Annotated in this window: 25 protein-coding genes and 1 pseudogene; 3 read left to right on the top strand and 23 right to left on the bottom strand. The window is 45.0% G+C overall.

The genetic code is table 11. The features are described from left to right. Nucleotides 1-13 precede the first annotated feature (13 nt). The 16 genes and pseudogenes from QFZ81_RS36440 to QFZ81_RS36365 all read right to left on the bottom strand — a co-directional run bounded on the left by QFZ81_RS36440 (nt 14) and on the right by QFZ81_RS36365 (nt 15,407). Nucleotides 14-862 (bottom strand): SDR family oxidoreductase, encoded by an 849-nt coding sequence (locus QFZ81_RS36440; RefSeq protein ID WP_307435743.1) that lies wholly within the window; start codon nt 860-862, stop codon nt 14-16. After that, nucleotides 838-1,934 (bottom strand): annotated as a pseudogene (gene uxuA, locus QFZ81_RS36435) (mannonate dehydratase). Before uxuA ends, QFZ81_RS36440 begins: the two are co-directional and overlap by 25 nt. After that, complete coding sequence (locus tag QFZ81_RS36430) at nt 1,931-2,962, bottom strand: zinc-binding alcohol dehydrogenase family protein (protein WP_373462556.1); 1,032 nt, start codon at nt 2,960-2,962, stop codon at nt 1,931-1,933. Before QFZ81_RS36430 ends, uxuA begins: the two are co-directional and overlap by 4 nt. A 31-nt stretch (nt 2,963-2,993) precedes the next feature. Continuing rightward, a complete protein-coding gene (locus QFZ81_RS36425) occupies nt 2,994-4,838 on the bottom strand; it encodes a TRAP transporter large permease (RefSeq protein ID WP_307606680.1) in 1,845 nt (614 codons plus the stop codon). A 107-nt stretch (nt 4,839-4,945) separates the two neighbouring features. Next, nucleotides 4,946-6,097, bottom strand: a complete 1,152-nt coding sequence (locus QFZ81_RS36420) for a TRAP transporter substrate-binding protein (protein WP_307606678.1) — start codon at nt 6,095-6,097, stop codon at nt 4,946-4,948. A gap of 115 nt (nt 6,098-6,212) precedes the next feature. Then, nucleotides 6,213-6,908, bottom strand: coding sequence for a GntR family transcriptional regulator (locus QFZ81_RS36415; RefSeq protein WP_307435758.1), 696 nt, complete (start codon nt 6,906-6,908; stop codon nt 6,213-6,215). Between the two features lie 208 nt (nt 6,909-7,116). Beyond that, the gene (locus tag QFZ81_RS36410) at nt 7,117-7,497 is read right to left on the bottom strand and encodes a YflT domain-containing protein (protein WP_307606676.1); all 381 of its coding nucleotides are present in this window, start codon (nt 7,495-7,497) and stop codon (nt 7,117-7,119) included. A gap of 55 nt (nt 7,498-7,552) precedes the next feature. Beyond that, nucleotides 7,553-7,717, bottom strand: a complete 165-nt coding sequence (locus QFZ81_RS36405; protein ID WP_307606673.1) for a DUF1328 domain-containing protein — start codon at nt 7,715-7,717, stop codon at nt 7,553-7,555. Between the two features lie 103 nt (nt 7,718-7,820). Then, complete coding sequence (locus QFZ81_RS36400) at nt 7,821-8,384, bottom strand: DUF1003 domain-containing protein (RefSeq protein ID WP_307606671.1); 564 nt, start codon at nt 8,382-8,384, stop codon at nt 7,821-7,823. Between the two features lie 396 nt (nt 8,385-8,780). After that, nucleotides 8,781-9,671 (bottom strand): CheR family methyltransferase, encoded by an 891-nt coding sequence (locus QFZ81_RS36395; RefSeq protein WP_373463802.1) that lies wholly within the window; start codon nt 9,669-9,671, stop codon nt 8,781-8,783. Then, entirely contained in the window at nt 9,641-12,424 is a 2,784-nt protein-coding gene (locus tag QFZ81_RS36390; RefSeq protein WP_307606669.1) for a CHASE3 domain-containing protein, read from the bottom strand. The genes QFZ81_RS36395 and QFZ81_RS36390 overlap by 31 nt, the downstream gene beginning before the upstream one ends. A gap of 100 nt (nt 12,425-12,524) precedes the next feature. Beyond that, entirely contained in the window at nt 12,525-13,334 is an 810-nt protein-coding gene (locus tag QFZ81_RS36385) for a PPK2 family polyphosphate kinase (RefSeq protein WP_307606667.1), read from the bottom strand. Between the two features lie 3 nt (nt 13,335-13,337). Beyond that, nucleotides 13,338-14,114, bottom strand: a complete 777-nt coding sequence (locus QFZ81_RS36380; protein ID WP_307606665.1) for a sigma-70 family RNA polymerase sigma factor — start codon at nt 14,112-14,114, stop codon at nt 13,338-13,340. Beyond that, on the bottom strand, nt 14,111-14,569 hold the full coding sequence (gene rsbW, locus QFZ81_RS36375) for an anti-sigma B factor RsbW (RefSeq protein WP_307606663.1): 459 nt from the start codon (nt 14,567-14,569) through the stop codon (nt 14,111-14,113). Before rsbW (QFZ81_RS36375) ends, QFZ81_RS36380 begins: the two co-directional genes overlap by 4 nt. Continuing rightward, entirely contained in the window at nt 14,566-14,937 is a 372-nt protein-coding gene (locus QFZ81_RS36370; protein WP_307435779.1) for an STAS domain-containing protein, read from the bottom strand. Before QFZ81_RS36370 ends, rsbW (QFZ81_RS36375) begins: the two co-directional genes overlap by 4 nt. Nucleotides 14,938-14,951: 14 nt before the next feature. Beyond that, entirely contained in the window at nt 14,952-15,407 is a 456-nt protein-coding gene (locus QFZ81_RS36365; protein WP_307606661.1) for a DUF948 domain-containing protein, read from the bottom strand. A gap of 167 nt (nt 15,408-15,574) precedes the next feature. Here QFZ81_RS36365 and QFZ81_RS36360 point away from each other — a divergent pair, with 167 nt between their 5' ends. Then, the gene (locus QFZ81_RS36360) at nt 15,575-16,033 is read left to right on the top strand and encodes a Dps family protein (RefSeq protein WP_307606660.1); all 459 of its coding nucleotides are present in this window, start codon (nt 15,575-15,577) and stop codon (nt 16,031-16,033) included. A gap of 597 nt (nt 16,034-16,630) precedes the next feature. On the opposite strand, the gene rsbW (QFZ81_RS36355) is transcribed toward QFZ81_RS36360, so the two are convergent. From rsbW (QFZ81_RS36355) to QFZ81_RS36330, 6 genes are all read right to left on the bottom strand, one after another. Continuing rightward, nucleotides 16,631-17,065: an anti-sigma B factor RsbW gene (rsbW, locus tag QFZ81_RS36355; RefSeq protein WP_307606658.1), complete on the bottom strand. Its 435-nt coding sequence runs from the start codon at nt 17,063-17,065 to the stop codon at nt 16,631-16,633. Continuing rightward, nucleotides 17,062-17,394 carry an STAS domain-containing protein gene (locus tag QFZ81_RS36350; RefSeq protein WP_307435792.1) on the bottom strand — a complete coding sequence of 111 codons (333 nt, stop codon included), beginning with the start codon at nt 17,392-17,394 and terminating at the stop codon, nt 17,062-17,064. Before QFZ81_RS36350 ends, rsbW (QFZ81_RS36355) begins: the two co-directional genes overlap by 4 nt. 131 nt (nt 17,395-17,525) lie before the next feature. After that, the gene (locus QFZ81_RS36345; RefSeq protein WP_307606656.1) at nt 17,526-18,215 is read right to left on the bottom strand and encodes a hypothetical protein; all 690 of its coding nucleotides are present in this window, start codon (nt 18,213-18,215) and stop codon (nt 17,526-17,528) included. 30 nt (nt 18,216-18,245) lie between these two features. Beyond that, nucleotides 18,246-19,274 (bottom strand): glucose-1-phosphate adenylyltransferase family protein, encoded by a 1,029-nt coding sequence (locus QFZ81_RS36340; protein ID WP_307606654.1) that lies wholly within the window; start codon nt 19,272-19,274, stop codon nt 18,246-18,248. 7 nt (nt 19,275-19,281) lie between these two features. Then, on the bottom strand, nt 19,282-21,186 hold the full coding sequence (gene glgB, locus QFZ81_RS36335) for a 1,4-alpha-glucan branching protein GlgB (protein ID WP_307606652.1): 1,905 nt from the start codon (nt 21,184-21,186) through the stop codon (nt 19,282-19,284). Between the two features lie 172 nt (nt 21,187-21,358). Further along, entirely contained in the window at nt 21,359-22,492 is a 1,134-nt protein-coding gene (locus QFZ81_RS36330; protein ID WP_307435812.1) for a PP2C family protein-serine/threonine phosphatase, read from the bottom strand. A gap of 263 nt (nt 22,493-22,755) precedes the next feature. Between QFZ81_RS36330 and QFZ81_RS36325 the strand changes: the two genes are divergently transcribed. Then, the gene (locus tag QFZ81_RS36325) at nt 22,756-23,175 is read left to right on the top strand and encodes a YtxH domain-containing protein (protein ID WP_307435815.1); all 420 of its coding nucleotides are present in this window, start codon (nt 22,756-22,758) and stop codon (nt 23,173-23,175) included. A gap of 70 nt (nt 23,176-23,245) precedes the next feature. Then, nucleotides 23,246-23,659: a hypothetical protein gene (locus QFZ81_RS36320; protein ID WP_307435818.1), complete on the top strand. Its 414-nt coding sequence runs from the start codon at nt 23,246-23,248 to the stop codon at nt 23,657-23,659. A 296-nt stretch (nt 23,660-23,955) separates the two neighbouring features. Here the strand turns inward: QFZ81_RS36320 and dgoD are convergent, their stop codons facing one another. After that, complete coding sequence (dgoD, locus tag QFZ81_RS36315) at nt 23,956-25,104, bottom strand: galactonate dehydratase (RefSeq protein ID WP_029196220.1); 1,149 nt, start codon at nt 25,102-25,104, stop codon at nt 23,956-23,958. Between the last annotated feature and the right edge of the window lie 6 nt (nt 25,105-25,110).

Here is a 25,110-nt window from a genome sequence, read left to right as displayed (position 1 = left end):
TCGAGCGAACGTATCACACTCCAGAATAAGACATAAATCCGCCATCTACCGGAATCGTGATTCCTGTAACAAAGCCAGACATATTTTCATCTGCTAACCAAAGCAAGGTTCCGAGGAGATCCTCGGAATTGCCGAATCTCCTCATAGGGGTATGAGATAATATCTTTTGAGATCTTTCCGTTAGGGAACCGTCTTCATTTGTTAACAAACGTCTGTTTTGCTCGGTCAGGAAAAAGCCTGGAGCAATTGCATTCACCCTAATACCTGCCTCCGCCATATGCACGGCCAGCCATTGAGTGAAATTTTCAATACCCGCCTTGGCCGAACTGTATGCGGGAACCTTCGTCATCGGACTTGGCGCACTCATGGAAGACATGTTTATGACAATAGCTCCTTCTTTGCCCAGCATCTTTCTCGTGAACACCTGTGTCGGGATAAGCGTACCCAGGATGTTTAGGTTAAACACATAGTTGAAACCTTCTTCCGTCAAATCAAAAAAGGTTGTTATTTCTTTGTTTGTAAGATCATCCATTTTAAACGTTTCGTTCGTTGTGATTCCTTTCGGATGATTTCCACCCGCACCGTTGATTAGGATATCGCATGTTCCGAGCGTTTCGGAGACGATCTTCTCCGCATCTTTGACGTTGTCAGCATGAAGAACATCGCAAGCGACAGCTATTGCTTCACCGCCCATGTTTCTGATCTTGTTAGCGACCGCTTCTCCCTTTTCCGCCGTTCGATTCAGGATGGCCACCTTTACCCCTTGCCTTCCAAGCTCTACAGCCATTGCTCCGCAAAGGACTCCGCCTCCGCCAGTAACAACGGCTACCTTACCTTTTAAATTTTCATTAATCGATAACATGTGCTTCCTCCCGTCTAGACCGCTCCAAAGAATCCCAGATTCCCCATAAGTACATGATTCCGAGTGCTCTGTCGTATAACCCGTAACCTGGTCTGCATGCTTCGTCGAAAATATGTCTTCCATGATCAGGTCGTGCATACCCCGTAAAGCCAATTTCGTGATAAGCTTTCACAATTTCGCAAATGTCTACGGTCCCGTCCTGCGCTCGGTGGGAGGTTTCGATGAAATCTCCATTTTCGTAAACTCTTACGTTCCTTATATGTGCAAAAGGAATGCGGTCTCCGAATTCTCTGACCATCGCAGGTATATTGTTGGCCGGGTTTGCTCCCAAAGAACCGCTGCAAAGCGTGAGCCCGTTATACGGGCTATCTACCATTCTAAGCAGTCTTCGAAAATTATTGGCATTCGTCATAATTCTCGGCAATCCAAAAATAGACCACGGCGGATCATCCGGGTGAATGGCCATTTTGATATCATAATCTTCAGCCACTGGAATGATTTGCTCCAAGAAGTACTGGAGATTCTTCCACAACTCCTCTTCATCTATCCCTTTATATGCTTCAAAAAGCTCTGAAAGATACTTTAATCTCTCCGGTTCCCATCCTGGCATCGTGAAGTTTGGATTTCCCGCAATTTTAGAAACGAGCTCCATGGGGTCCATATCGTCTACCTTGGCCTTTTCATAGAAAAGAGCTGTTGAACCGTCCTCTAGTTCTTTGTACAGGTCCGTTCGCACCCAATCAAACACAGGCATGAAATTATAGCAAATCACCTTCACGCCAACCTGAGCTAGATTTCTTATCGTTTGTTTATAATTTTCAATGTAACGGTCTCTCGTAGGGAGCCCTTGCTTAATATCCTCATGGATATTTACGCTCTCAACGACCTCAATGTGAAAGCCGTACTGATCGGCCTGCTTCTTCACTTCGTGAATTCTCTCCACCGGCCATACTTCTCCCGCCGGGATATCGTGCAGAGCCCATACGATGCCTTCAACACCTGGAATTTGCTTAATGTGCCGCGGGGGAATTGGGTCGTTACCCTCCCCGTACCAGCGAAATACCATTCTCACTTCTGCATCCCTCCGACTTCCAGAACTACTTTACGAACCTCATTCGGACTTGTTTCAATAAGCTTAATCGCTTGATGAATATCCTCTAGCGCAAAGCGATGCGTTACAAAGGAATCGACCTTCATATTGCCACTGTTAAACCATTCGATGACCTCGATAAACTTATCCGACTGCAAACGGGATCCTACAACGGTCAATTCTTTCTTAGTAATGTGAAGCTGAGCAATTTGGGAAGGTGCATCGCTGAAGCCGAGTACTACGACTCTTCCGGCAACGGAAGTAATTTCAACCGCTTGCTCAAATGTCTTGACTGTACAAACTGCATCGATCGTCACGTTAGGGCCCAGACCGTTCGTAATACGTTCGATTTCTACGTTCACATTATCCTTCAGGGGATTTAAAACATAATCGGCGCCGAGTGACCTAGCGTAGTCAAGCTTATCGTCGCTTAAATCCGAAATAATGCACACTGCTCCTTTAATCTTCGCTACTTGCATGGAGCACAATCCTATCGGACCTGCGCCCATAATAAACACGATATCTCCAGCTCTAACATCACCCCGCCAGTTGGCCTGAGCACCAATCGTAAACGGCTCAACCAAAACCGCTTCGTGCCAATCAAGCCGGCTGTCTACTTTATGCACAATCTTCTCAGGAAGGACGATATATTCTTGATAAGCCCCATCCTTGTGTACCCCGTAAACCTCGAGTTGTGTACATACATTTTTACGGCCGGACTTGCAAGCATAGCAGGTCCCGCACCATTGGATGGGCTCCATAACGACCTTATCCCCAACTGCTAATCGTTCCACATTCGAGCCGATTTCAGCTATTTCTCCCACCATTTCGTGGCCGATCACGCGCGGATATGTTGCAACCGGCGACGTACCGTGATAAATATGCATATCGGATCCACAAATGCCAACCAATCGAACTTTAATCAGCACCTCGTCTCCTCGGTTTATATGGGGCATATCCTTCTCAATAATTTCGATCTTCCCCGGAGTTACGACTTGTATGGCTTTCAATGTTGCTCACTCCACTCTATATATCTAATTTCTAATATAAATGCATTATTTTAGGTACAATGAGGCTAAACCATGGTATGAAAGCTACCAGAAGCAAGCCGATGAACAACACAATCAGGTACGGCACCATTGCTCGGGAGGTATCCTCCACTTTGGTACCGCTCACGGAACAAGTAATATAAAGTCCAATCCCTATAGGCGGGGAGAAGGCTCCCAATCCCATGGCAATTATCAGAACGATGCCATACTGAAGGGGATCAATACCGAATTGTGGCGCAATGGGAACCAGAAGAGGAGCAAAAACCAGCAGCGCAGGTATTCCTTCCAACAAGGCACCCATAATAATCAATATGATGACAGTAGCGAACATGAATATTAAACTGGAATTCCCAGCCATATTAATCATAAATTGGGCAATCTTTTGCGGCAAACTTGCCGCCGTTAAAGTCCAGGAAAAAGCGCTGGCGGCACTAGTAATGAAAAGAAGCATACCGGCTTTGACGGATGTATCCACCATGATTTTCCACAGTTTACTCCAGGTCAGTTCTTTGTAAAATAAACCTGCTGCAAGCAAGGAGTAAACAACTGCGAAGCTTGAAACCTCAGTGGGCGTAGCAATGCCAGTGACGATCCCGCCGATCAGTAAAACAGGAACCAGCAAGGCCGGAATGGCAATCACCCCACGCTTGCCGACCTCAGATAGACGCACACCTTTCGTTCCCGGATATTTGTTAGACAAGCGTGCTTTGATATAAATAGCTATCATTAAACAAACGGCAATCATCGCAGCTGGCAAAAGCCCTGCCATAAACAGAGAACCTACAGAAATCGTCGTGATTGATCCCACAATCAGCATCGGCAGACTGGGAGGGATCGTTTCCCCCATTACCGTTGCGGAGGCCAAAACGGCAGCACCTTCGTTTGGTTCATACCCGTTATCTTTCAGCATTGGGTTCAAAGTTGAACCAACGGCTGCCACGTCGGCTGCCTTGGATCCGGAAAGACCAGCAAAAATATACATGGTGACGACCATCGATTGGAGAAGCCCGCCACGAATCCTCCCAACAATAGATACAACAAAATCAGCCAGCCTTTTGCCTAATCCACCTTCTGTCATGATATATCCAGCCATCATGAAAAAAGGAATGGCCAATAAGACGAAATTAAGGACGCCATTTTGCATGGTCATTGGAACCTGTGTCAAACTTCCTCTACCAGAAAGATAAAGGTACATCATGGAAACAACAGAAAGAACGAAGCCAACAGGTACTCCAAGAGCGAGTTGTACGGCAAAGGATCCAAACACGATCCAATTTACAAGAGCGGAGTTTCCAAGCGGTCCCCATAAATGATTGATTGCTATCAATATCCCCAGCGAAACCAGAACGACGATACTGCTTATAAGTACAGGAAGACGCTTCAGACGCCACAACCTTTGCAATGCGTAAACGGCAATTAAAGTCAGCCCAACCGTTAGGGGAATAACAAACCAACCCATACGGAGGTCCAAAACCGCTGTGTGTTCATTCCAGCGCATTTTGATGACTCCAATAGAATAGTAGGCGCCTAGCACGGACCCTGTAAACACCAGCCATTCAACAAACGCATCAATCGTCGGCCTCCATGCCTTAGGTAAACGGTCAATTACAGAGTGAACTGCAATGTACTCGTTACGGGTATAGGCTAGCGCACCGCCCAAAAAAGCTACGGCCGTGAGAGCCAACTGACCTAGCTCGTCAGCCCAAAGAACCGGTGCATGGAATACTTCCCTTGCAATGATGTTGCCGAAGATGATCACGAGCTCGCCAATCACGGCCAAACCTACCAAAATACCAAGAACTGTGTCCAGCCACCGTTTAAACGAGTTTTCTTTCATAAATACTCACACCACCTGTTAAGAGGAGTTATCCAGTTGACTTTAGGACTAGTTTCACTGTGCAACCGACATGTCATTAAGGCAACTCCTCTATTCATTTTGTTTTATTACTTTGTATCGATAATTTGTTGATATTGGCCTGGAATCCATTTGAGGGACTTTTCTAATTGTTCCGGCAAGCCCTGCATCTTATCTAAAAATGCCTGACGGTCAACGTTAACAAATTTCATGCCCTTCTTCTCAAGCTCAGTACGGAATTGAGTTTCTCCATCTTTGACCACACTTATTTCGTAAGTGGTAGCTTCCTTAAGTGCATCTTCGACAACTTTTTTCAGATCAGCTGACAAGCTGCTATAAAATTTATCGCTGACAGTAACTAAATAGGGTCCATAAACATGCTGCGTATCCATCACGTATTTTTGAACTTGGAAAAAGCTGGAGGTAGAGATGATAGCCAATGGGTTTTCTTGTCCACCAACAACCCCCTGCTGCAACGCGGTGTAAAGCTCGGAAAGGTTCAATGCCGTTGGAATTGCCCCTAATTTTTTCCACGTTTCCACATACGTTGTCTGTGTTGGGACTCTTAACTTATAACCTTGTAAATCGGCTGGCGTCTTAATCTCTTTATTTGCGGTTAGATAACGAGGCCCCCGCGCCCAAACCCCAACAAGACGAACACCTTTATCCTTAACAAAAGCTTCATTCAACTGCTGACCGATGGGGCCGTTATATACTTTAAGCATGTGGTCCGTGTCGCGGAAGGCGAATGGCATGGTCAATGCCCCAAACCCAGGCTCAAAAATGTTGACCGGTCCATCTCCGGATATTTCCATCTCCAGACTGCCACTCTGCTGAGCGTTTATCATATCTTGATCGCTGCCTAGCTGGGAATTAGGGAAAGTCTGTACATCAATACGGCCATTACTATTTTTGTTAACAAGTTCTTTGAACTTTTCGGCGCCCTTATCGGCATCACTACCGGTAGAAAGTATATATCCCACCCGTAGTATAATAGGCTTAGAATTGCTTTTATTGGCAGAGGAATTATCTGTCGGCACATTTTTTCCACAGCCTGTAAGCGCTAGTGATAAAACCATCGTTACCGAAGCCACTACAGTAAAAATTCTCTTTTTCATTTTCATGCTCCTCAAATGATTTAGTTGTTTAATCTGCTTTGGCACATCTATTAGATCCCCATTATCCTTAGACACATCCTTGGTTTCTTCCAACGAACACCTTTCTTCTTTAGTGTTCCACATTCCCCCCTCCATTTTAGCGAGTATACTAGTATACAAGTTTATTCATTCGTTTATTTCGAAGTATTCAAAATAAACGATTTATATTGTAAACGTATTCATTTGTTGAAAAATTTCATTACAACCGGAAATAATGGCTATATTTCTTGATGAGATCGTTCATACTTCCCTCAAGCAAGAGGATATGTTCGCTCAGCAAACGTTCTGTTAATTCTAAGTTGTTCGATATTATGGCATCAAATATGCCCTCGTGCTCGGTTACGAGTCGTCTCATATGTTTCGTTTCTTGGAGCTCCAAATATCGCATGCGATTCAAATGTCCCCTCATTTGATTTATAATTGAAATCAAAGTGGTATTTCCTGTAGTTTCCAGTAAGGTATAGTGAAATTTTTCGTCCAATTGAAAGAAGGTATCGAAATTTTGCTCGTCAACCATTTTCTTCTGGTCAGCCAATATTCCCTTTACTTGAGCATAAAGCCTTTGAAATCGTACTTCTTCTGGATTCCACAGTTTGGCAACTTCCTTGAAAGCGTTTGCCTCTAAACTTATTCTGACAAAGCGGGCCTCATCGATTTTCTTCTTTGACATATAGGCGATCCGAGCACCGCGCTGCGGTTGAACCTCAATTAATTCCTCGGCCATCAACTTTCGGAATGCTTCCCGAATTGGTGTACGGCTCACCCCCAATGTGCTGCCTAATTCAGCTTCATACACCATCTGTCCTGGCTCCAAGCGCAATGAGACAATGGCGTCTCTAATCACTTGATAGGCGTTATCAGATAATGTTTCTCGTTTCGTGATTATGTTTGGCAAATCCATATTCTCACCTGATTTCTATTGTAAACGCTTTATGTATATAATACTAGCATACTTGTATACTAGTCAATACATTTATTTAACGATAACGGACACTCGAAAGTTTTGAATATCAAGGTTTATTTCAGATACAGACTGAAAAGAGACTCCATAAAGGAGTCCCCTTTTCAATCCTTATCGTTCAATGGCCACGATTAACGTTTTATCATAAAATAGTACGTTGAAAGTCTTCACCATTATACGCTCTAACCTCCGTTGAAGGGGTAGCCAGAACAAGGATTTTCCCTTTATCCAGCTCGCCTTCTAAACGACCGGCCTCCACGTCCGGCACACCGAGTGCTTTCATCTTCGCCCGCAGTTCATCGCCGTGAGAACGGAAAAGATTGGCAATCGATGTCAGCATACCCTCCTCAGCTATGGTGATCTGCTCAGCGCCCGTATAGTTAGCAACGAAATCAGTACCCTCAGCACTATGAGTCAGCACATAAATGTGCTCTCGCTCAAAGCCTTCTCTGTACAATTGCTGCACTTTATTCTGTGCCTCTTGAAGATTCGATGTCACACTCACTCTGGTATAAGTATTCATGATAATCCTCCTCTTTGGCTATTATTTATTAGGTTAGTGCTGTATTAAACTTTTACTAAAAGCCTTTTCGTCTTACGAAAATCAAGGATACGACGAACATAATCAGGAATACGAAGAATAAGACTTTGGCAATCCCTACCGCTGCCGAGACAATCCCGAAAAATCCAAAAACACCGGCTACAAGCGCAATGATTAGAAACATAATTGCCCAACCTAACATAGGAAACACCCTCTCTTATTATCGAGAATTGGTTGTTCTTGCTATGTTATCTATTAACCACATCGCCTAATAATGAAACGCTTTTTAGCTGAAAAATATGAACTCATCTATTGTTATCTTCTCTTTCAGCTTGCCGTGATAGGCCTTGCGTTTCAATTCTTTCTAACCTTTTATCTAGACGTTCGAGCAGTGCCTTTAGCTCCATATTCTCTTGTTCGGCTCGGTAATTGATCGCAAAATCAAGGATCGCTTCCTGTTTATCTCGCACAGCTTGACGATTCTGACTCATCAGAATAACCGGAGCCTGCAAGGCCGAAATACAAGATAAAATCAAATTAAGCAGGATGAATGGCGGTTTATCAAACGCGAGGCTCATCAGATTAATGACCATCCAAATCCCCAAAAACGCGCAAAATAACACAATAAACGTCCAACTGCCGCCAAAAGAGGCAATATGATCAGCAAGGCGATCTGCCCTTGAAGACTTCTTCTCCTGCTGTTCAATCAAATGAGATTTAATATTCCCTTGATATTCATTCACCATGGCTGTTATGCGATCTAACTGATCATTGTCTAGCTTGGTGCTCGGATCGTTGTCCAGTTCCTCAAACAATTTCTCAGGCATGCAATCGTCTGTAGATTTCTTTCCATCGATATCTACTTCCATTCGTTTCCCTTCTTTCTACGTCTAAAGTACAATCCTACTTTATATTTAAACGTTCCCCGCTGCAGATGAAACAACCCTTATTTGCACAACAATAGAGTGTTCGGTACTAAGCTACTGATCCTCGTTCCGCAAAACCATGAAATACGCGGTTTCGAGCAAAATAAGGTATCTACGTTCCGCAGGGGTTGGTGCTACGCGATTACAAGTACGGGCATATCATGCCTTTCTAACACTTTTTGCATGTAATTGTTTGTAGACTGACCATGATTCCGCAGAATTCCCCCAATATTAGCTCGCGTAGAGGTTTAGATTACTTGAAGTATTTAGCTCATATGTACCTAGGCTCTACAATCCAGAAAACAAAAAAACACTCTCCACGGAGAGTGTCCAACAAAATTATCTCTTACGATAAATACGTTCCTGTGGTACAAAGTCATCATATTGCACCCCTTCGGGCACGAAAAGGATGGATTCTTTTTTTCCTAAACCTAGGTATCCGCCTGGAATTAAACTGCCATGAAATAGACTGTGCACTTGCTGCTGCAGCTTCGTATCAAAATAGATCATGACATTGCGGCACAGGATGACATGAAATTCATTAAAGGAGCCGTCCGTTACGAGATTGTGCTGCGCAAACATCAGATTTTCTTTCATCAGCGGCTGAAAATAAGCATATTGATGGTCTGTTGTATAGTACTCGGAGAAGGCCTTAGTCCCGCCAGACTCCAAGTAGTTCTTCGTATAGACTTGCATCTGCTTTAGGGGGAAAGCGCCCTTTTGCGCGCTCTCAATCGCTTTCTCATTCATATCTGTCGCATAAATCTTCGTTCTCTCAGCCAAGCCTTCTTCCTGCATCAGGATCGCCATCGCATACACTTCTTCTCCGGTGGCACAGCCTGCATGCCAAATCCGAATCTCAGGATACTTCCTTAGCTCGGGAACGACCTGATTACGAAAAGCGCTGAAAAAGCTTGGATCTCTGAACATTTCTGTCACTCGAATCGACATGTCGTTCAGTAATTGTTCCACGAAGCCGGGTTTGTGCAGGACTTTTTCTAGCAGCGCTGTGATGGACGGCAATTTCTCTGCCTTCATCCGATTGAGAATTCTCCTGCGTAAGGATGAACGCACATAATGGCGGAAATCGAACCCATACATCTGATATAAGCCTTCCAAGAGCAGATTAATCTCGATATTTTGCAGCTCATCGTAGGGCAGTTCTTCTAATTCTGAGTAATGATCCAAGGACTGGCGAATCAATGTTTCTTCACCTGCTTTGTCAACCATACCCGCATAAGCGAGAAAAGTTGATCCATATTCAGCGGCTTGGTGATATAATCGGAAGCGCCGGACTCCAGACATTTCTCTTTCTCACTCTTCATTGCTTTCGCCGTTAGTGCAATGATGGGTAAATCGTGCAGCTGCAGCTGACCGCGAATCGCTTTCATCGCATCATAGCCCCCCATGACCGGCATCATAATGTCCATTAACACAAGGTCGTAGTCGGAATCTGCGGATAAAAGCTCCAGGGCATGCTTGCCATGATCAGCAATCTCAACCGTAACTCCCTTCGTCTCAAGTGCTGTGACAAGCGCGAAAACATTGCGCGCATCATCGTCTACGAGAAGCACCTTTTTACCATGAAACAATTGCGAATCTGAGCTTATGGGCTCAGCCATTTGCTGCTCTGCTATCAAGACACTAGGTTCCGTCGAAACTGTTATCGTAGTATCTAGTTTCAATTCCTCGCTAGCTGCTGCAATTTCCCCCCGCGGATGATCGTTTTCTTGGACCTCAGGCTCCGATTCACGCGCATTAGGTACATAGAGGGTGAATGTGCTGCCCTTATGAAGCTCGCTTTTCACGACAATGGATCCACCAAGCAAACGCGTAAACTCGCGGCATATCGATAAACCAAGTCCTGTTCCGCCGTATTGACGATTCGTTGTACCATCCACCTGCTGGAACGCTTCGAAAATAACCTGCTGCTTATCGATCGGGATACCTATTCCGGTATCTGTAATTGAAATGGCCAGTACGGTTTCTTCCGGATCTCTATGAAGGAGCTCTTTGACTCGAGAAGGATCAGCGAGCGCAATTTTCATGGTTACAGATCCTTGTTCGGTAAATTTAAAAGCGTTAGATAACAAATTCTTCACGATTTGCTGCATGCGTTGGCCATCCGTCAAAATCACATTAGGCACATTCGGTTCCAAAATGACCCCGAAATCCAGCCCCTTCTTATCCGCAACCGGATCAAACATCAGCTTCATTAATTGCGGAATTTCGGTCACGTTGACCTCGTCCGTCATAATTTCTATTTTACCCGCTTCTACTTTGGATAAATCAAGAATATCGTCAATCAGCGCGAGCAGATCATTGCCTGCAGCATAAACGACACGGGAATAATCCACAACCTCCGACATTTGCATGTCACCGTTATTTTCCGCAAGCATTTGCGATAAAATCATAATGCTATTAAGCGGTGTTCGCAGCTCATGGGACATATTCGCCAGAAAATCGGATTTGTACCGCGAACTCGTCTGAAGCTTAAGCGAGAACTCTTCCAGCTCATCTTTCGCTTTCTTCAATTCTAATGCTTTCTGCTCCGCGAAATGGTTCTGTTCCTCTAGAAACTCATTCGTCATCCGCAGCTGCTCTTGCTGCATCTGGAGTTCTTCAGACTGTGTCTGCAGCTCTTCCGATTGTGCCTGCAGTTCTTCCGTCAACATCTGTGACTCCGAAAGCAGACGCTCTACTTCCATTCGGCTTCGCACACTCGTAATCGCCGTTCCGAATTTCTCTTGCAGCGAATCGACCAACGTAAGATGCTTCGATTGGAAGGGCTGAAGTGAAGCTAACTCAATAACTGCCTCGGCTTTGCCCTCTACAATGATAGGAGCAACCAGTAGGCTTTGAGGTGTGGAGACGCCTAAACCTGACGTTACTTTAATATGGTTCTCCGGGAGATTGTCCATCAGGAAAATCCGCTTATCTACGGCACATTGACCGACTAAGCCTTCCCCTAGTTGAAAGCTAGCAGATGAGGGATCCACCCCGTATGCCGCATATCCTGCTATTTTCCCATACCGAGTCTCGCCCCCAACGTTATTACGGAGGTATACAACTCCATAGACGGCATCCAGCATAGGAGCTAGCTTACTCACAAAGGTTTCACTCAATTCAGTGATATCGTTAATCCCCTGATACAAGGTTGAAACTTCGGTTATATTGGTTTGAATCCAGTTTTGCTTATCTAAGCTTGCCAGCAAATCATTCGTTGCTTCAGCCAACACTCTAATCTCGTCATTGGTTGTCACTTCGATTCTTGCATCTAGATTTCCTTCAGCAGCTGTAATATCTCGAATTGTCTTAATGACTCTATTGATCGTGCTAGTTATCGAATTGGACAAAAATAAAGCCACCAGAACCGCGAAAATGGAAGTAATACCCAAAACGATAAAAAGAACAACTCTAAGATTATAGTTGCTTTTCGCTAGTTGATCGACTCTTGCAGCCGTTAACTGCTGTTCAACCCTAAGAAAGGAATCAAACTGCGTGCGCAGCTGATCCATCCATTTTCTTCCTGAATTTTGTTTAAAAAAATCATTAATGGCTGCTGTATTGTTTTCTTTTTTAAACTTAACAACGTTATCGCTAGCATTCTTGATCCAGTTCTGAATGGTTGGCTTGATCTGCTCTAAACTTTTCTGTTGTGCAGGATTATCACTTATTAAAAGATAAAGCTTATTATAATTATCGAGCCATGCTCGGCTGCCGGCCTCATAGGGATCCAGGTACTGCTCATCCCCTGTAATGACGTAGCCTCGCATCCCCGTTTCCATATCGATCATATTTTTCTGTATACCATTAAGGAGGTCTCGCACTTCAATATCATGCGTGGATATATAGTCTACTTCCTTCTGAAGAGAAGTTATTCGATCACTCACAACTAAGAGGGCAGCCCCTAAACATAGAATAATACAGACATATCCTAGCGTAATTTTCGCCTTTATGTTGACAGGAATAGATTTAAACATGTTTGCCTCCTAGTACAGTTCGTAGAGAATGTTATGTTAACATTCTACTATTCTCACTATACCACATTAAGAGAGCTAGAGAGATAGTTTGAGCCTGCTTCTATAATTGATCAAGCAACTGATCGAGCTCCAGATCGGATTCCGGATAAGCTAAATTCATGCTTTCCAACGCTTCTACAGCAATTTGCAGAACGGCCCAATCCCGGTACCAGCGATGATTAGCAGGCACGATATACCACGGAGCAGAAGCCGAGCTGCACTGCTTGAACACATCTTCATAAGCTTTCTGGTATTCGTCCCAGGATTCTCGCTCCACGAGATCATTCTTGTCGAATTTCCAACGTTTGGTTGGATCCGTTAGCCGATTCCGCAGCTTTGCAAGTTGGAAATCCTTGGAGATATGCAGGAAAATCTTAACGATTTTCACACCGCTGCTCTCCAACAATTTCTCAAATCGGTTAATGTGCTTGAATCGTTTCTTCGCTTCTGAATCGTTAATCGAGTTGTGTACTCGGGTTATCAGTACATCCTCATAATAAGACCGAATGAAGGCCCCGATCATTCCCTTCGCAGGCACAACCTTATGAGCGCGCCACAAAAAATCATGAGCGGCTTCCTCTTCGGTAGGCGTTCTGAAGCTGCTTGCTTGAAAGCCCTGTGGATGCAGTCTTCCGAGCGCACGCTTAACGACGCCGTCTTTGCCGCTGCAATCCATGCCCTGAATCACAAAAAGAACAGACTGCTTCTTCTCGGCGTACAGGATATTTTGCAAGGTTTCTAATCGTTCACTCAGACGCTCTATATTGGGTTCGGCCTCTTCCCGATCGTGAAGGGCTCCGGTTTCATTAGGATCAATGCTTTCTAAGCGTACTTTCTTCCCGTATTCCAATTGTAAATGGTTGCCCTGCATCGTCTAGCCTCCTTGCTTGCTCTGGGTTAAGACGGTCTTCAGCTTATCAATCGCCCGCTTTTGAATCCGGGATACACTCATCTGAGAAATCCCTAATTGGTCAGCAATGTACCGTTGCGATTGTCCTTCATGATAAATAAGACCAATAACCGTACGTTCTTCCTCTTTCAAACTAGTCATCGCCTCTTCAAGATCCATGCGTCTCTCGAGGATTTGATAGTCATCCGATGGACCAGCGATCATATCGCCAATCGTCGCACTATCCCCATCACTCGTGAGCGGAGTATCCAGCGAAGTATAATTATAATAATCGCGGCCTGCCAGAATCTCAATCGTTTCTTCCGGACTGAGCTCTAAATAAGCCGCAATCTCATCGATACTCGGCGAACGTTCCAACTTCACAGTCAGTTCATCCAGGGCACGCTGGACAAGCGAACCTTTCTCCTTAATTCGTCTTGGAACCTGTATGTACCATGACTTGTCTCGTAAATAATTTTTCAGGTGACCAATTAAGCTTTTCATTGCATAGGCTTCAAACGGAATCTCCATGGTGCTGTCATACTGTACAAAAAGCCGCAGCATCGACATCTGTCCGACTTGAAATAAATCCTCATATAAATCAGGACGGCTCCGAGAAATCTTGCCTACTGCCATACGAACAATGGGTTCATAGTGCAGCAGCAGCGCCGTAGCCGTCTCTTGACATGCAGTTTCCTTATAAATCTTCATTTTCGAATACATTTCATATAACGGTTTCGAGGATGATGCGTTCGCATTCATACCATTTCCTCTTTTCTATTCAGCTGGCCTGCCAGTTGCTTTGTCAGAATAACCTCGGTTCCTTTACCGCTATGCGTCAGTACTTGTACATCATCCATTAAAGCTTGCATCAGGAACAGACCTAATCCCCCCACTGTCGCTTCACTAATGGATTTATGATGCAGCGAGGATGCTTCAGCATCTGTTTGAACGTAATTAAAGCTATTGCCTTCATCTTTCACAGAAATTCGCAAATTGCCGCTGCTGTGCTCAAATTGAACCTCCACGGTTCCTGATTGATCATGATAATAAGCATGCAGGATCGCATTATTACAAGCTTCTGCTACAGCAACCTTCATGTCTTCAATATCTTCGAAGGAAAAGCCCGCTTTGGTGGCAACGCCATATAAAGTAAGTCGGACAATATCTAGATATTCCGCCTTTGCCGGTATCGTAAGGCCAATGTATGGGCTCATATGATTTCTTCTTTCCTTTCTGTTACACCTTTGTTTTGACTTTGATCTTCACGATCTACCAAATAGCGGGCAATGCCAGTTAGCTCGAATAATCGCTGGATTTTGGCAGGAATGTGATGTATACGGAAGGCTGCCTTCATTGCAGCTCTCACTTTAAGCACGGAGACAATCATACCAATTCCGGTACTGTCAATATAACGCAACTCTTTTAAATCCAACGTTAGAATCTCATTTCCTTTATGAACGACCGAGTCAAGCGCGGTGGCCAGCTCCGATGCAGCAGATAAATCAAGTTCTCCACTTAAGTATATGATATTTTCTTTCCCATTCGATTGTTTGTAAACAGTAAATTTACGTATAGCGTTCACAAGATGACCCCTCTCTATTTCGTAACACCGGCTTGCGGTGATTTCTTGGCTTTCATTTTTTGCAACATTTCATATGAGATGGCAGCTCCTTGCAAGATCGTCTTCCATTTTGTACTAAGAGGCTGAGTTTGTTGGGTTATATTCGTTTGTTTAACGGCAGAGATTAAGCTCGTGGCTGATTGTTTCACCGACGATGTTAACTCGTGAATCACTTGTCCTACATCGTTAACCGAGCTGAACAGATGATTAAGCTTCGATAGCTTCACACGCACATCTATGGCCATCTCATTGGTATTGAGAATAACGTCCTGTACTTCCGAACTGATCTGTGTGACTTCATCCTTCATTTGACCCATCGTTAATGTGATCTCATCTAATGAGTTTTTCAGTGATTTCAAAGTTTGAATCAAATAGAAGACAAGGAACACAAACGCAACGGCTGCAATGATCGCACTAATTTGTACTAACATTTCAATCACCCCTATCTGCTTAATTACTTATTGTTTACCCCCGTTCTTGGCATCTGAAACAATGTATGCAGAAAATTTCGATTTACTTTTCATTCTGTTTCAAACGGAATATGGCAGGGTACTTATACGTATGCACAATCATACTAATTAACTGGAGGGATTTCACAATGGCCAAAGCAGCAACGAAAGCAAGTCCGATTACAGAGATTCTTGACAAGCAGGTCGCTAATTTTTCGATTCTTTATATGAAGCTGCATAACTACCATTGGTATGTGAAAGGCGAGAATTTCTTTACCCTACATATCAAATTCGAAGAATTATATACAGAGGCTGCCTTGCATCTTGACGTTATCGCAGAGAGAATGCTATCTCTTCGCACCATTCCGACGGCAACTTTACAGGAACATTTGGCCACAGCATCCATTAAGGAAGCTAAGAATGAGGAGACTGCTGAGCAAATGGTGAAGCAGCTGGTCAGTGACTTCACCCGCATTTGCTCGGAGCTGACAGAGGGAATTGAGCTTGCTGAAGAGCAAAAAGATCAACCGACAGCCGATCTGCTCATCGGGATTCGCTCGTCGCTTGAGAAGCACAGCTGGATGCTGGATGCGTACCTTGGCAAATAAAACACACCGACTTATGTCGTCCTTTGCCGAGCATGTGTAGCGGTTGATGCAGCCAAGTTATGCCGCCTAAAAGGTATTGTTCTTCAGTCGCTTATTTAGAGTTTACATGCTGTACTTGGTACAACAATAGGCTTCCTTTACATGTTGCTTTGTATAACAATAGGCAAGCCAACCCGTTTGCATGTTTATACTTTGTGCACTATAGGCAGCCAACTCGCGCACTTGTTGTACTTTGTACAACAATAAGCAAGCTAATCCACGTTTTCCACGCGAATGTTGCAGAAAATACAACAATTCCTGCCTAAAGTAGCTCTATAGCCTCCAAAAGGGCTAAATTGTTGTATAGCATACAACATCCTGAGCTTTTTAAAGATGAAATCAAGGGAATTGTTGTACTCTCTGTACAACTTTGCCTTGCTAATAATCCATTTTCCCAAGAACCAGAAAACAAAAATCTAGGAGAACATAGTCTCTTACTAGGAGATTATTGATGTATCCTACAACCTCACTTAGCAAAAATCCCTAGCAAACCATCCTAAAAAGGGCAAGCTTCGCTTACCCCTAATCCACAAAAAACCACGAACTGGCGGCTTCCCGTCAATCCGTGGTTTTTTGTTGGACGTATTTAACGAGCGTGACTTCGGTTCCTCGGTCTGTGTTCACGATAACTTCATCCATCAGCGCTTGCATGAGATAAATGCCAAGGCCTCCAGACTGTAATTCGCTGGGCGAAGCTCCGGACAAAGGCACCGTATGCTCGGGGCGTTCATGGTAATTAAAGCCTGTGCCATCATCTTTCACTTTCACAGTCAATCTGTCGTCTCCGGGCTCATAGCTAATTTCAATTTGCCCGCTGCCACTCTGCGGTTCCCCGTGAAGTAAAGCATTGTTGCAAGCCTCCGAAACCGCTACCTTCATATCCTCGATATCTTCATAAGAGAAACCTAACTTGGTAGCAACCCCATAGAGACTGAGTCTTACGATATCCAAGTATTCCGCTGCCGCGGGTATTTGTAAACGAATGACATTCATGCGCTTCCTTCGATCCCTTCGTTCAAGAATCCTGAGATTCCCGTAAGATCAAACAGCCGCTTAATCCCAGCCGGGATATTACTAACCGTGAAAGGCGCTTTCAACTCATCTCGAATTTTCAAGGCCGAGACCACAATACCAATCCCCGTGCTATCAATATACCTCAACTGCCCCACATCGAGGATTAACGCCTTATCCACCCGATGAACAACGGCTTCGAGCGCATGACGGAACGTTAAGGCCGCAGCCAAATCGAGCTCCCCACTGATACGAAGCTGTATAGATTTCTCCAATTCTTCTTGATCAACTTGGAACTTCTCTGCTGACATTAGCCACACTCCCTTACGTTATTTCTTTCTCTAAATAGTAACAAGCCTCTACCTTTTACACAAGCTTTGCCTAAAATAGGAAGATCTCCCGCACATGCCTTCAAGCTGACCATAGAGGCCAGCTGCAAACATTAGGTACTTGAAAGATGATAAAAGTCGATGGATATCAGTTCTTGTGTCTCCGATTCAATAAAAAGCTTAATTAGTGCTTCTCTCCGCTGAAAAACGATACCGTCCTCCACTACGTAATCGGGTTCTCCAAGCAGCCGCTTCACATCCGTTATCGTCAACGGAATCCGTTGATCATTGATTTTAACGTGCCCAATCTTGGCTGGAAATTGAACAAAAGTCACGATACCATCTTGGAAACCAATATTCATATCCGGGTATTCATACGTAAAGACTTCTACAAAGTGGGGATCCTGGACAAACGTTAGTGGATACCCTTTCTTGGCAATGACTGACTCTGTATCATCATATAGTGAAATTCCCTGTAGGCTGTGGAGCATCGGAACCAATGAGCTAGCTTCAGCTGCCTGCAAACTAGCATTACTATCACTGCTAGATTCCGCTTGGGCAGCCGCAAGAGTAGGTGGTAGAACGGGTACGAAAGTATCATCTGATCCTTCCGGAATCAGACTGATGATCTCCGGTGAAAGAACGATCTCCGATTCACCGATGTGTTCGGAACTTGTCCATCTGACGATAATCATCGCTAGAATAACGACTAGAAAGAACAAAGCTAGCTTATAGACACGGCTGCGGTAGCCCGTTATGTGTGTTAGCAGCTGAGCACCTTTATCACGCAACATTACGTTCATAACCGATCCTCCTACTCTTGCACCTTTGGATTAGATCACATCACTTTTCTCAGCCACAAAGGGATGTGCGTACTGACCACATAACACGGCCCCTTGTTCAACAACGACCTGCTTGTCCAAAATAACCCGGTCCAAATACACGCTGGCTTCAATTGCACAGTCATGCATGATGACACTATTCTTGACACTGGCGCCTTTACTGACCGTAACACCTGGAAACAAAATGCTGTTCTCCACATAGCCTTCAATCCGGCAGCCATGCGCGACGAACGAATTGCGGATCAGCGCGTCATGGTTACAGGCCGTTTCTTGTTCTTCCTCTTTCCGCGTATGGACAAACTCTTGATTAATCATGAATTGCTTCCAGCCTTGCGGTTGCAGGAGATCCATACTGTGCACATAGTAACTGTCTACGGAATCCATAATCGCCATATACCCATGATTGGCATAGCCCTTACATGAATATCGGCCAGATGAGCCCAAATGACCTCCTTCAGCTAGATTGCTTACAGGTTTGAGCGGTTTCTCAACAAATCCGGTAATCCGGTGATGCTCGTCCGTGCTCATAATACCGAATCGACTCGCTTCTTCCCATCTCACTGGAATAACCGATAGCGTTGCATCGGCACCAGAAGCTTTATGATGCTCAAGCATAGCTCTGTAATCCATATTATAAATATGATCACCAGAAATAATTAACACGTAGCTTGGATCATACGAACGAAGGTAGGATATATTTTGATAGATGGCATCAGCTGTCCCCGAATAAGCATTCGGCGCGCCAGCCTGCCTTTCCAGAATGGAGATGCCGCCGCTTTCACTCGCCATGCCCCAGGCCTCACCATTACCAATATGGGCATGCAAAACAGCTGGCTTATACTGCGTCAGCACACCAACTATATCCATGCCGGAATTACGGCAATTGCTCAAGGTAAAGTCGATGATTCTATATTTTCCGCCAAAATGAACAGCCGGTTTAGCAATATTTTTAGTTAAAGGACCCAGTCTAGTACCTTCACCGCCAGCTAATAGCATAGCTACACATTCCTGCTTTTTCATAGTCATCTCATCCTTCCGAAGGAATATATTTGAGTACGATTGCTGCAAGGGGAGGTATCGAAACCGTTATGCTATGCGGATAGTCCTGACATGTCCACTCTTCGGATACTAGCGTACTGTCGTTCGTCACGCCCGATCCACCGAATTCTTGCTTATCACTATTAAAGACCTCCTGATAACGCCCTGGTCTCATCACCCCTAATCGATATCCCTCATGAGCCTCAGGCTTGAAATTACAGATAATGACGAGCTGTTCATCACCGTTTTCCGCGTTCCGAATGAAAGACACCAGTCCATCGATTTTATCCTCAGCGTTAATCGGTTCGAAGCCGCTCGGTTCATAATCCAACTCCCATAAGGCTCTCTCCGCTATGTAGAAGTGATTCATTGTTTTCACAAAATGCTCAAATTGCTGATGTTCTTCGAATTTCAATAAATCCCATGCCAGCGAAGCTTCTGAATTCCAATCATCGATCTGACCGAATTCATTCCCCATAAAAAGCAGCTTTTTGCCCGGATGTCCCATCATATAGGTGTAAAGCACTCGCAAGTTAGCGAAACGTTGCCAGTTGTCGACACCTGACATTTTACCGAGAAGGGATTTGCTAGAATGAACCACTTCATCATGCGCATAGGGGAGAATATAATTCTCATCCCAAGCATTTAGCAGCGAATTCGTCAATTGATCTTCCTGACTGCTGCGTTCTTCCTGATTTTTCTTCATATACGTAAGTGTGTTCCACGTAAAGCCTAAGTTCCATTTGTAATTAAAGCCCATTCCGCCATTCTCGACGGGAGCCGTTACGCCTGGATAAGAGCTTGTATCCTCCGCCATCATCAGTGCATTGGGATACCTGGAGAATACGACGGCATTCAGTTTCTGGAGGAAGGCAATTCCTTCGAGATTCTCATCGCCGCCTTGTTCATTCACAATACGGTCCGCTTCTTCCCGATCGAAATTCAACGTTAATATGCTATAAACCGCATCCACTCTTAACCCATCAATATGATAGACATCCATCCAAAATAGGGCATTGGAGATTAAGAAACTAAGAACCTCGGGCTTCGCATAATCGAATACCTGTGTCCCCCAAGTTGGATGTTCTCCCTTTCGGCTGTCTGCATATTCATAAAGCGGTGTCCCATCAAATCGGGTCAAACCGTGAGCGTCTTTGCAGAAATGCGCGGGCACCCAATCCATAATGACCCCAATTCCCTTCTGGTGGCAGCGGTCTACGAAGTACATGAAGTCCTTCGGCGATCCAAACCGGCTCGTCACCGAGAAATAGCTGGTTACCTGATATCCCCAAGACGCATCCAGAGGATGTTCCTCTAACGGCATCAGCTCAATATGGGTATAGCCCCGTTCGTGCACATAATTGACCAACTCGTCAGCTAATTCCACATAACTATAGAATCCGCCGTCTTCCTTTCGCTTCCAACTGCCCAAATGCACCTCGTAGATAAGGAGCGGCTGTTGTAGGAATTGGTTTGACGTGTTGTTCGCCAGCCACTCCTCGTCCTGCCATTCATAACCTTCCAATGAGGTCACAATAGAAGCCGTTCCGGGTCGAAGCTCAGAATGAAAGGCATAAGGATCTGACTTTAGATAGCATTCTTCGTCCAATGTGACGATTTCATATTTATATAGCGTGCCTTCACCGAGTTCCGGAATGAACAGCGTCCATACGCCATCTGCTAGCGACATCTGGTGATTGCTGCCATTCCATCCATTGAAACTGCCTGAAACGTTAACCTGCTTGGCATTTGGCGCCCAAACTGCGAAGTTAACCCCCATCTGACCACTGCGCTCTTCCACATGGGAACCCAGAAAATGATAACTTTGATACTGCGTCCCCTCATGTAACAAATATAAAGCGTCTGAACTGGCTTCCGATGCCAATGTCGTCATCCCAATTCCTCCCAACGTGTTGGACTAATACTCCTTATTACACGCCTTCGGGTCTATTGAAACAAAAAATACCCAAGTTTTATTCCCTATTTGGGATAAAACTTGGGCGTTTGTTATAGTTATAACCACTCTTCGCCAACGTGACTGAGACGATGTATTTGAGCGCTAACTACTACGTCGTTATCATAACCAAGCACATATCGTCTTGCGGAGAACCCGTTTTGGCATGCGGATAAATACGCTCAACCAAGCCATCGGGATCGTGCATCGTCGTCTCCTTCAAGCTTCCCATGATTTTGGTGATGCCTTCCTCCTCTTCATCATCGAGCCACTCCGACAGGCCGTCTGTGAACAAGACAATCCGGGCTTCCTTCTCATAGGGAATAACACCTTTGGTAATCTCAATCCCCTCAAAAAAGCCAAGGGCACAACAGCCTTCTGTCAGTAATTTCACTTCACCATCCAGAAGCGCGATGCCTGCAGGATGTCCGGCATTCACATACTCAATTGTGCGCCGTTCCGTGTCCAGGACCATATAAATCGCCGTAAAATAGTAATTAATCAGATTATCTGATTGATGCAGCTGATTCATCCGCCCATTCAACTCGCGCATCACGCCTTCCGGATCACAGATATTCGTGATGGTATCCTTCAAAGCAGAATAAATATACATGCAGACAAGCGAAGACGAAATGCCGTGCCCCATCATATCCAGCAAAATGATCCCATGCCGATTCGGCCCGATCGGATACCAAGCATAGAAGTCACCCGCGAGCTCAGAAGAGGGCTTATAGACCGCTGAGATCTGGATATGCTCATCCTTAATGGGGCTGCTCAGTACACTAAGCTGCACTTGTTTGGCCAAATCAAGCTCGTACTTAATCCGCTTGTCCCGCTCTTTATGCCAATCCTTCTCATATTTCAAACGGAGCGTAGATCGAATACGCGCAAGCAGTTCCACCTTATTAATCGGCTTCATCACATAATCGAGTGCCCCGGCATCCAGCGCTTCAGCCAGCTTATTGGAATCCCCCATCGCCGTCACGAAAATAATCGGAATATCCCGGCACCTTTCGTCGGCCTGAACCGTTCGACAGGCTTCCACCCCATCAATTTCCGGCATCATCATATCCATCAAAATCAAATCAACCGGCACCTCGGCTGTGCTCGGTGAATCCATATCTAATAATTGATACAGCTCTCTGGCAGAAGACACCATGACTAAATCGGTGTAACCGGCTTTAAGCAGGATTTTTTCAATAATAAGTAAATTCGTCGCGTTATCGTCTACTATTACAATGCTCATTGCTCAAACCCCTTTCGGGTAAAAGTTAACGGAAACCCTCATCGTAGTTTACCATAATTTATTACCAAACATGTTGATCGTTTATTTTATCTACTACCCATTTGAAAAAAATTCAATCACATTGAGGCTCGGGGCTTCCTCGCTTATATTAATGAAACGGAAATAAAAATAAGCTTTTTGTGATTCAAATAAAAGAAAGAAGGTTACATCCTAGTATGAAGCATGGCAACACCACAACACCCAAACTAAAGGAGAGATGACTCATGAGTGAAGCAGTCGGAACAAATAACAAAGGCGGACTATTGTTAGGTTTAGTAATCGGCGGCGCTGTAGGCGCGATAACCTCATTGTTATTAGCCCCTAAAGCCGGGTCGGAGCTGCGTGAAGACTTGTCGAATACGTATCGCACGTTCAATGATAAAACAAGTCAATTGGCTTCCGCTGTAGGTCAGAAAGCACAGGATATTGTCTCGACCGTGAGTGACAAAACACAGGATATCGCATCAGCTGTTAGTGAGAAGACGCAGGAAGTTGCTTCAGCAGTTAGTGAGAAAACAAAGGATATGGCCAACTCCGTTAGCCATCAAGCTTCAGAGGCCGCTGATAAAGCCAAAGAAAGCAAACAACTTGTAGCTGAGTCTTTACAGGCTGCCAAAACGAATTACCAGAACAACCAACATTAAGGGTATCACATCACATAAATTCGCAAGGACGGCGTTCGATTTGACGCATACTTGAAAGGAGGAGTTTTCGATGGATAGAAGTACACTTCATCAACAGTTAACCAAGCTGGGGTTAGAACGTATCGAGTATACGGAGAAATCGGTCTATAAATTTGATATTTATAACGATGCCACATCAGCCGCCTACCCACTTACTTTAACCACATTTACTTCTGAGCAAGGGAATACCACCGTTCATTTCCATGAAGCCGACTTTCAAGAGAACGAATTCGTTCCTCTGCAAGTTCGCCGAGCGGCGTTGGACAAACTAATTGAATTAGAGCGGATCTGCAACGGATCAGCCGGCAAATCCTTGGCAGAAGCAAGCAACGGCTCCATGGCTCAGGATATGGATGAGATGAAGAAGTTGGGGAATGAAATGAAACATATGAAAACGAATAGCGAACTATTGGAAAAAAATATGATTCCTGATCCGATTCAGTAGGTTAAGGATAAACAAGTAAGCGCGGAAAACGCGCTTAATCTGGAGCGCCAGAGCAAATAAGCGCGTTTTCCGCGCTTACAGCCAGAGCTATGCGAGCCGAAGCCCGCCAACTGAGTCTGAGAAGTCGGAAATCGACTTCTCAGACAGATCATCCCGCGCGTCCATGCAGATTAAGCACCATATCCACAGACTGCGAAAATCATAAATTCCTATACAAAAACAAAAAGAGCCTCAATTCCATGAAGATGGAGTTGAGGCTCTTTCTTGCTCTTTCTTGCTCTTTCCTGCTGTTTCACTTACCACTCGGCTACTGTACCATCGGCTTGGCGCCAAACTGGATTTTTCCAGTTATGACCAATCGCAGCCATCTCTCTTACTTTATCTTCATTGATCTCGATGCCAAGACCCGGAGCAGTTAAATTCGCTACGAAGCCGTCTTCATACTTAAACACAGAAGGATCCTTTAAATAATCGAGTAAATCGCTGCCTTGATTGTAGTGAATGCCGAGACTTTGTTCCTGAATAAAGGCATTCGGAGAACACGTATCTAGCTGTAGGCATGCTGCCAAGGCGATAGGGCCTAACGGACAGTGCGGCGCAATTGCAATATCGTAGGCTTCCGCCATTGCGGCGATTTTGCGTGTTTCCAAGATGCCTCCAGCATGGGAAAGATCGGGTTGGATAATGTCCACGATGCCTTGGGCCAGCAGCTCTTTGAAGCCCCAGCGCGTATACATCCGCTCTCCCGTAGCAATCGGACACGAGGTGTAACGAGCGATCTCTTTGAGCGCTTCATTATTCTCAGGCAAAACAGGCTCTTCAATGAACATAGGCCGGTACGGCTCTAGTTCCTTGACGATGATTTTGGCCATCGACTTATGCACGCGGCCGTGGAAATCGATGCCGATGCCAACGTCTTTGCCGACGGCTTCGCGTACCGCGGCAATACGCGCAATAGCTTCATCCACTTTGCTGATGGAATCGATGTAATGCATTTCCTCGGTGGCGTTCATTTTCACCGCCGTAAATCCAGCAGCAACCTGCTGTTTGGCCGCTTGACCTACGTCGCTTGGTCGGTCCCCGCCGATCCACGAATAGACACGCGTCTTATCGCGGCAAGCACCGCCAAGCAGATCATAGACGGGCGCATTGTAGAATTTGCCCTTAATGTCCCAGAGCGCTTGCTCAATGCCTGAGATTGCGCTGGTCAAGATGGGTCCTCCGCGGTAGAAGCCCCCGCGGTACAGCACTTGGAACATATCCTCAATCCGCATCGGATCCTTGCCAATGATGTGATCGCTCATTTCCATCACCGCGGCTGCAACTGTATCCGCCTTGCCCTCAACGACTGGCTCTCCCCATCCCGTAATGCCTTCATCCGTTTCGATTTTCAGAAATAACCATCTTGGCGGCACCTTAAACAGTTCCAACTTCGTAATTTTCATGATTAT

Source organism: Paenibacillus sp. V4I9, from assembly GCF_030817295.1.
Taxonomy (GTDB): domain Bacteria; phylum Bacillota; class Bacilli; order Paenibacillales; family NBRC-103111; genus Paenibacillus_E.
Note: the sequence above shows the minus strand (reverse complement) of the source record. Positions and strands in the feature narration are given on the sequence as shown.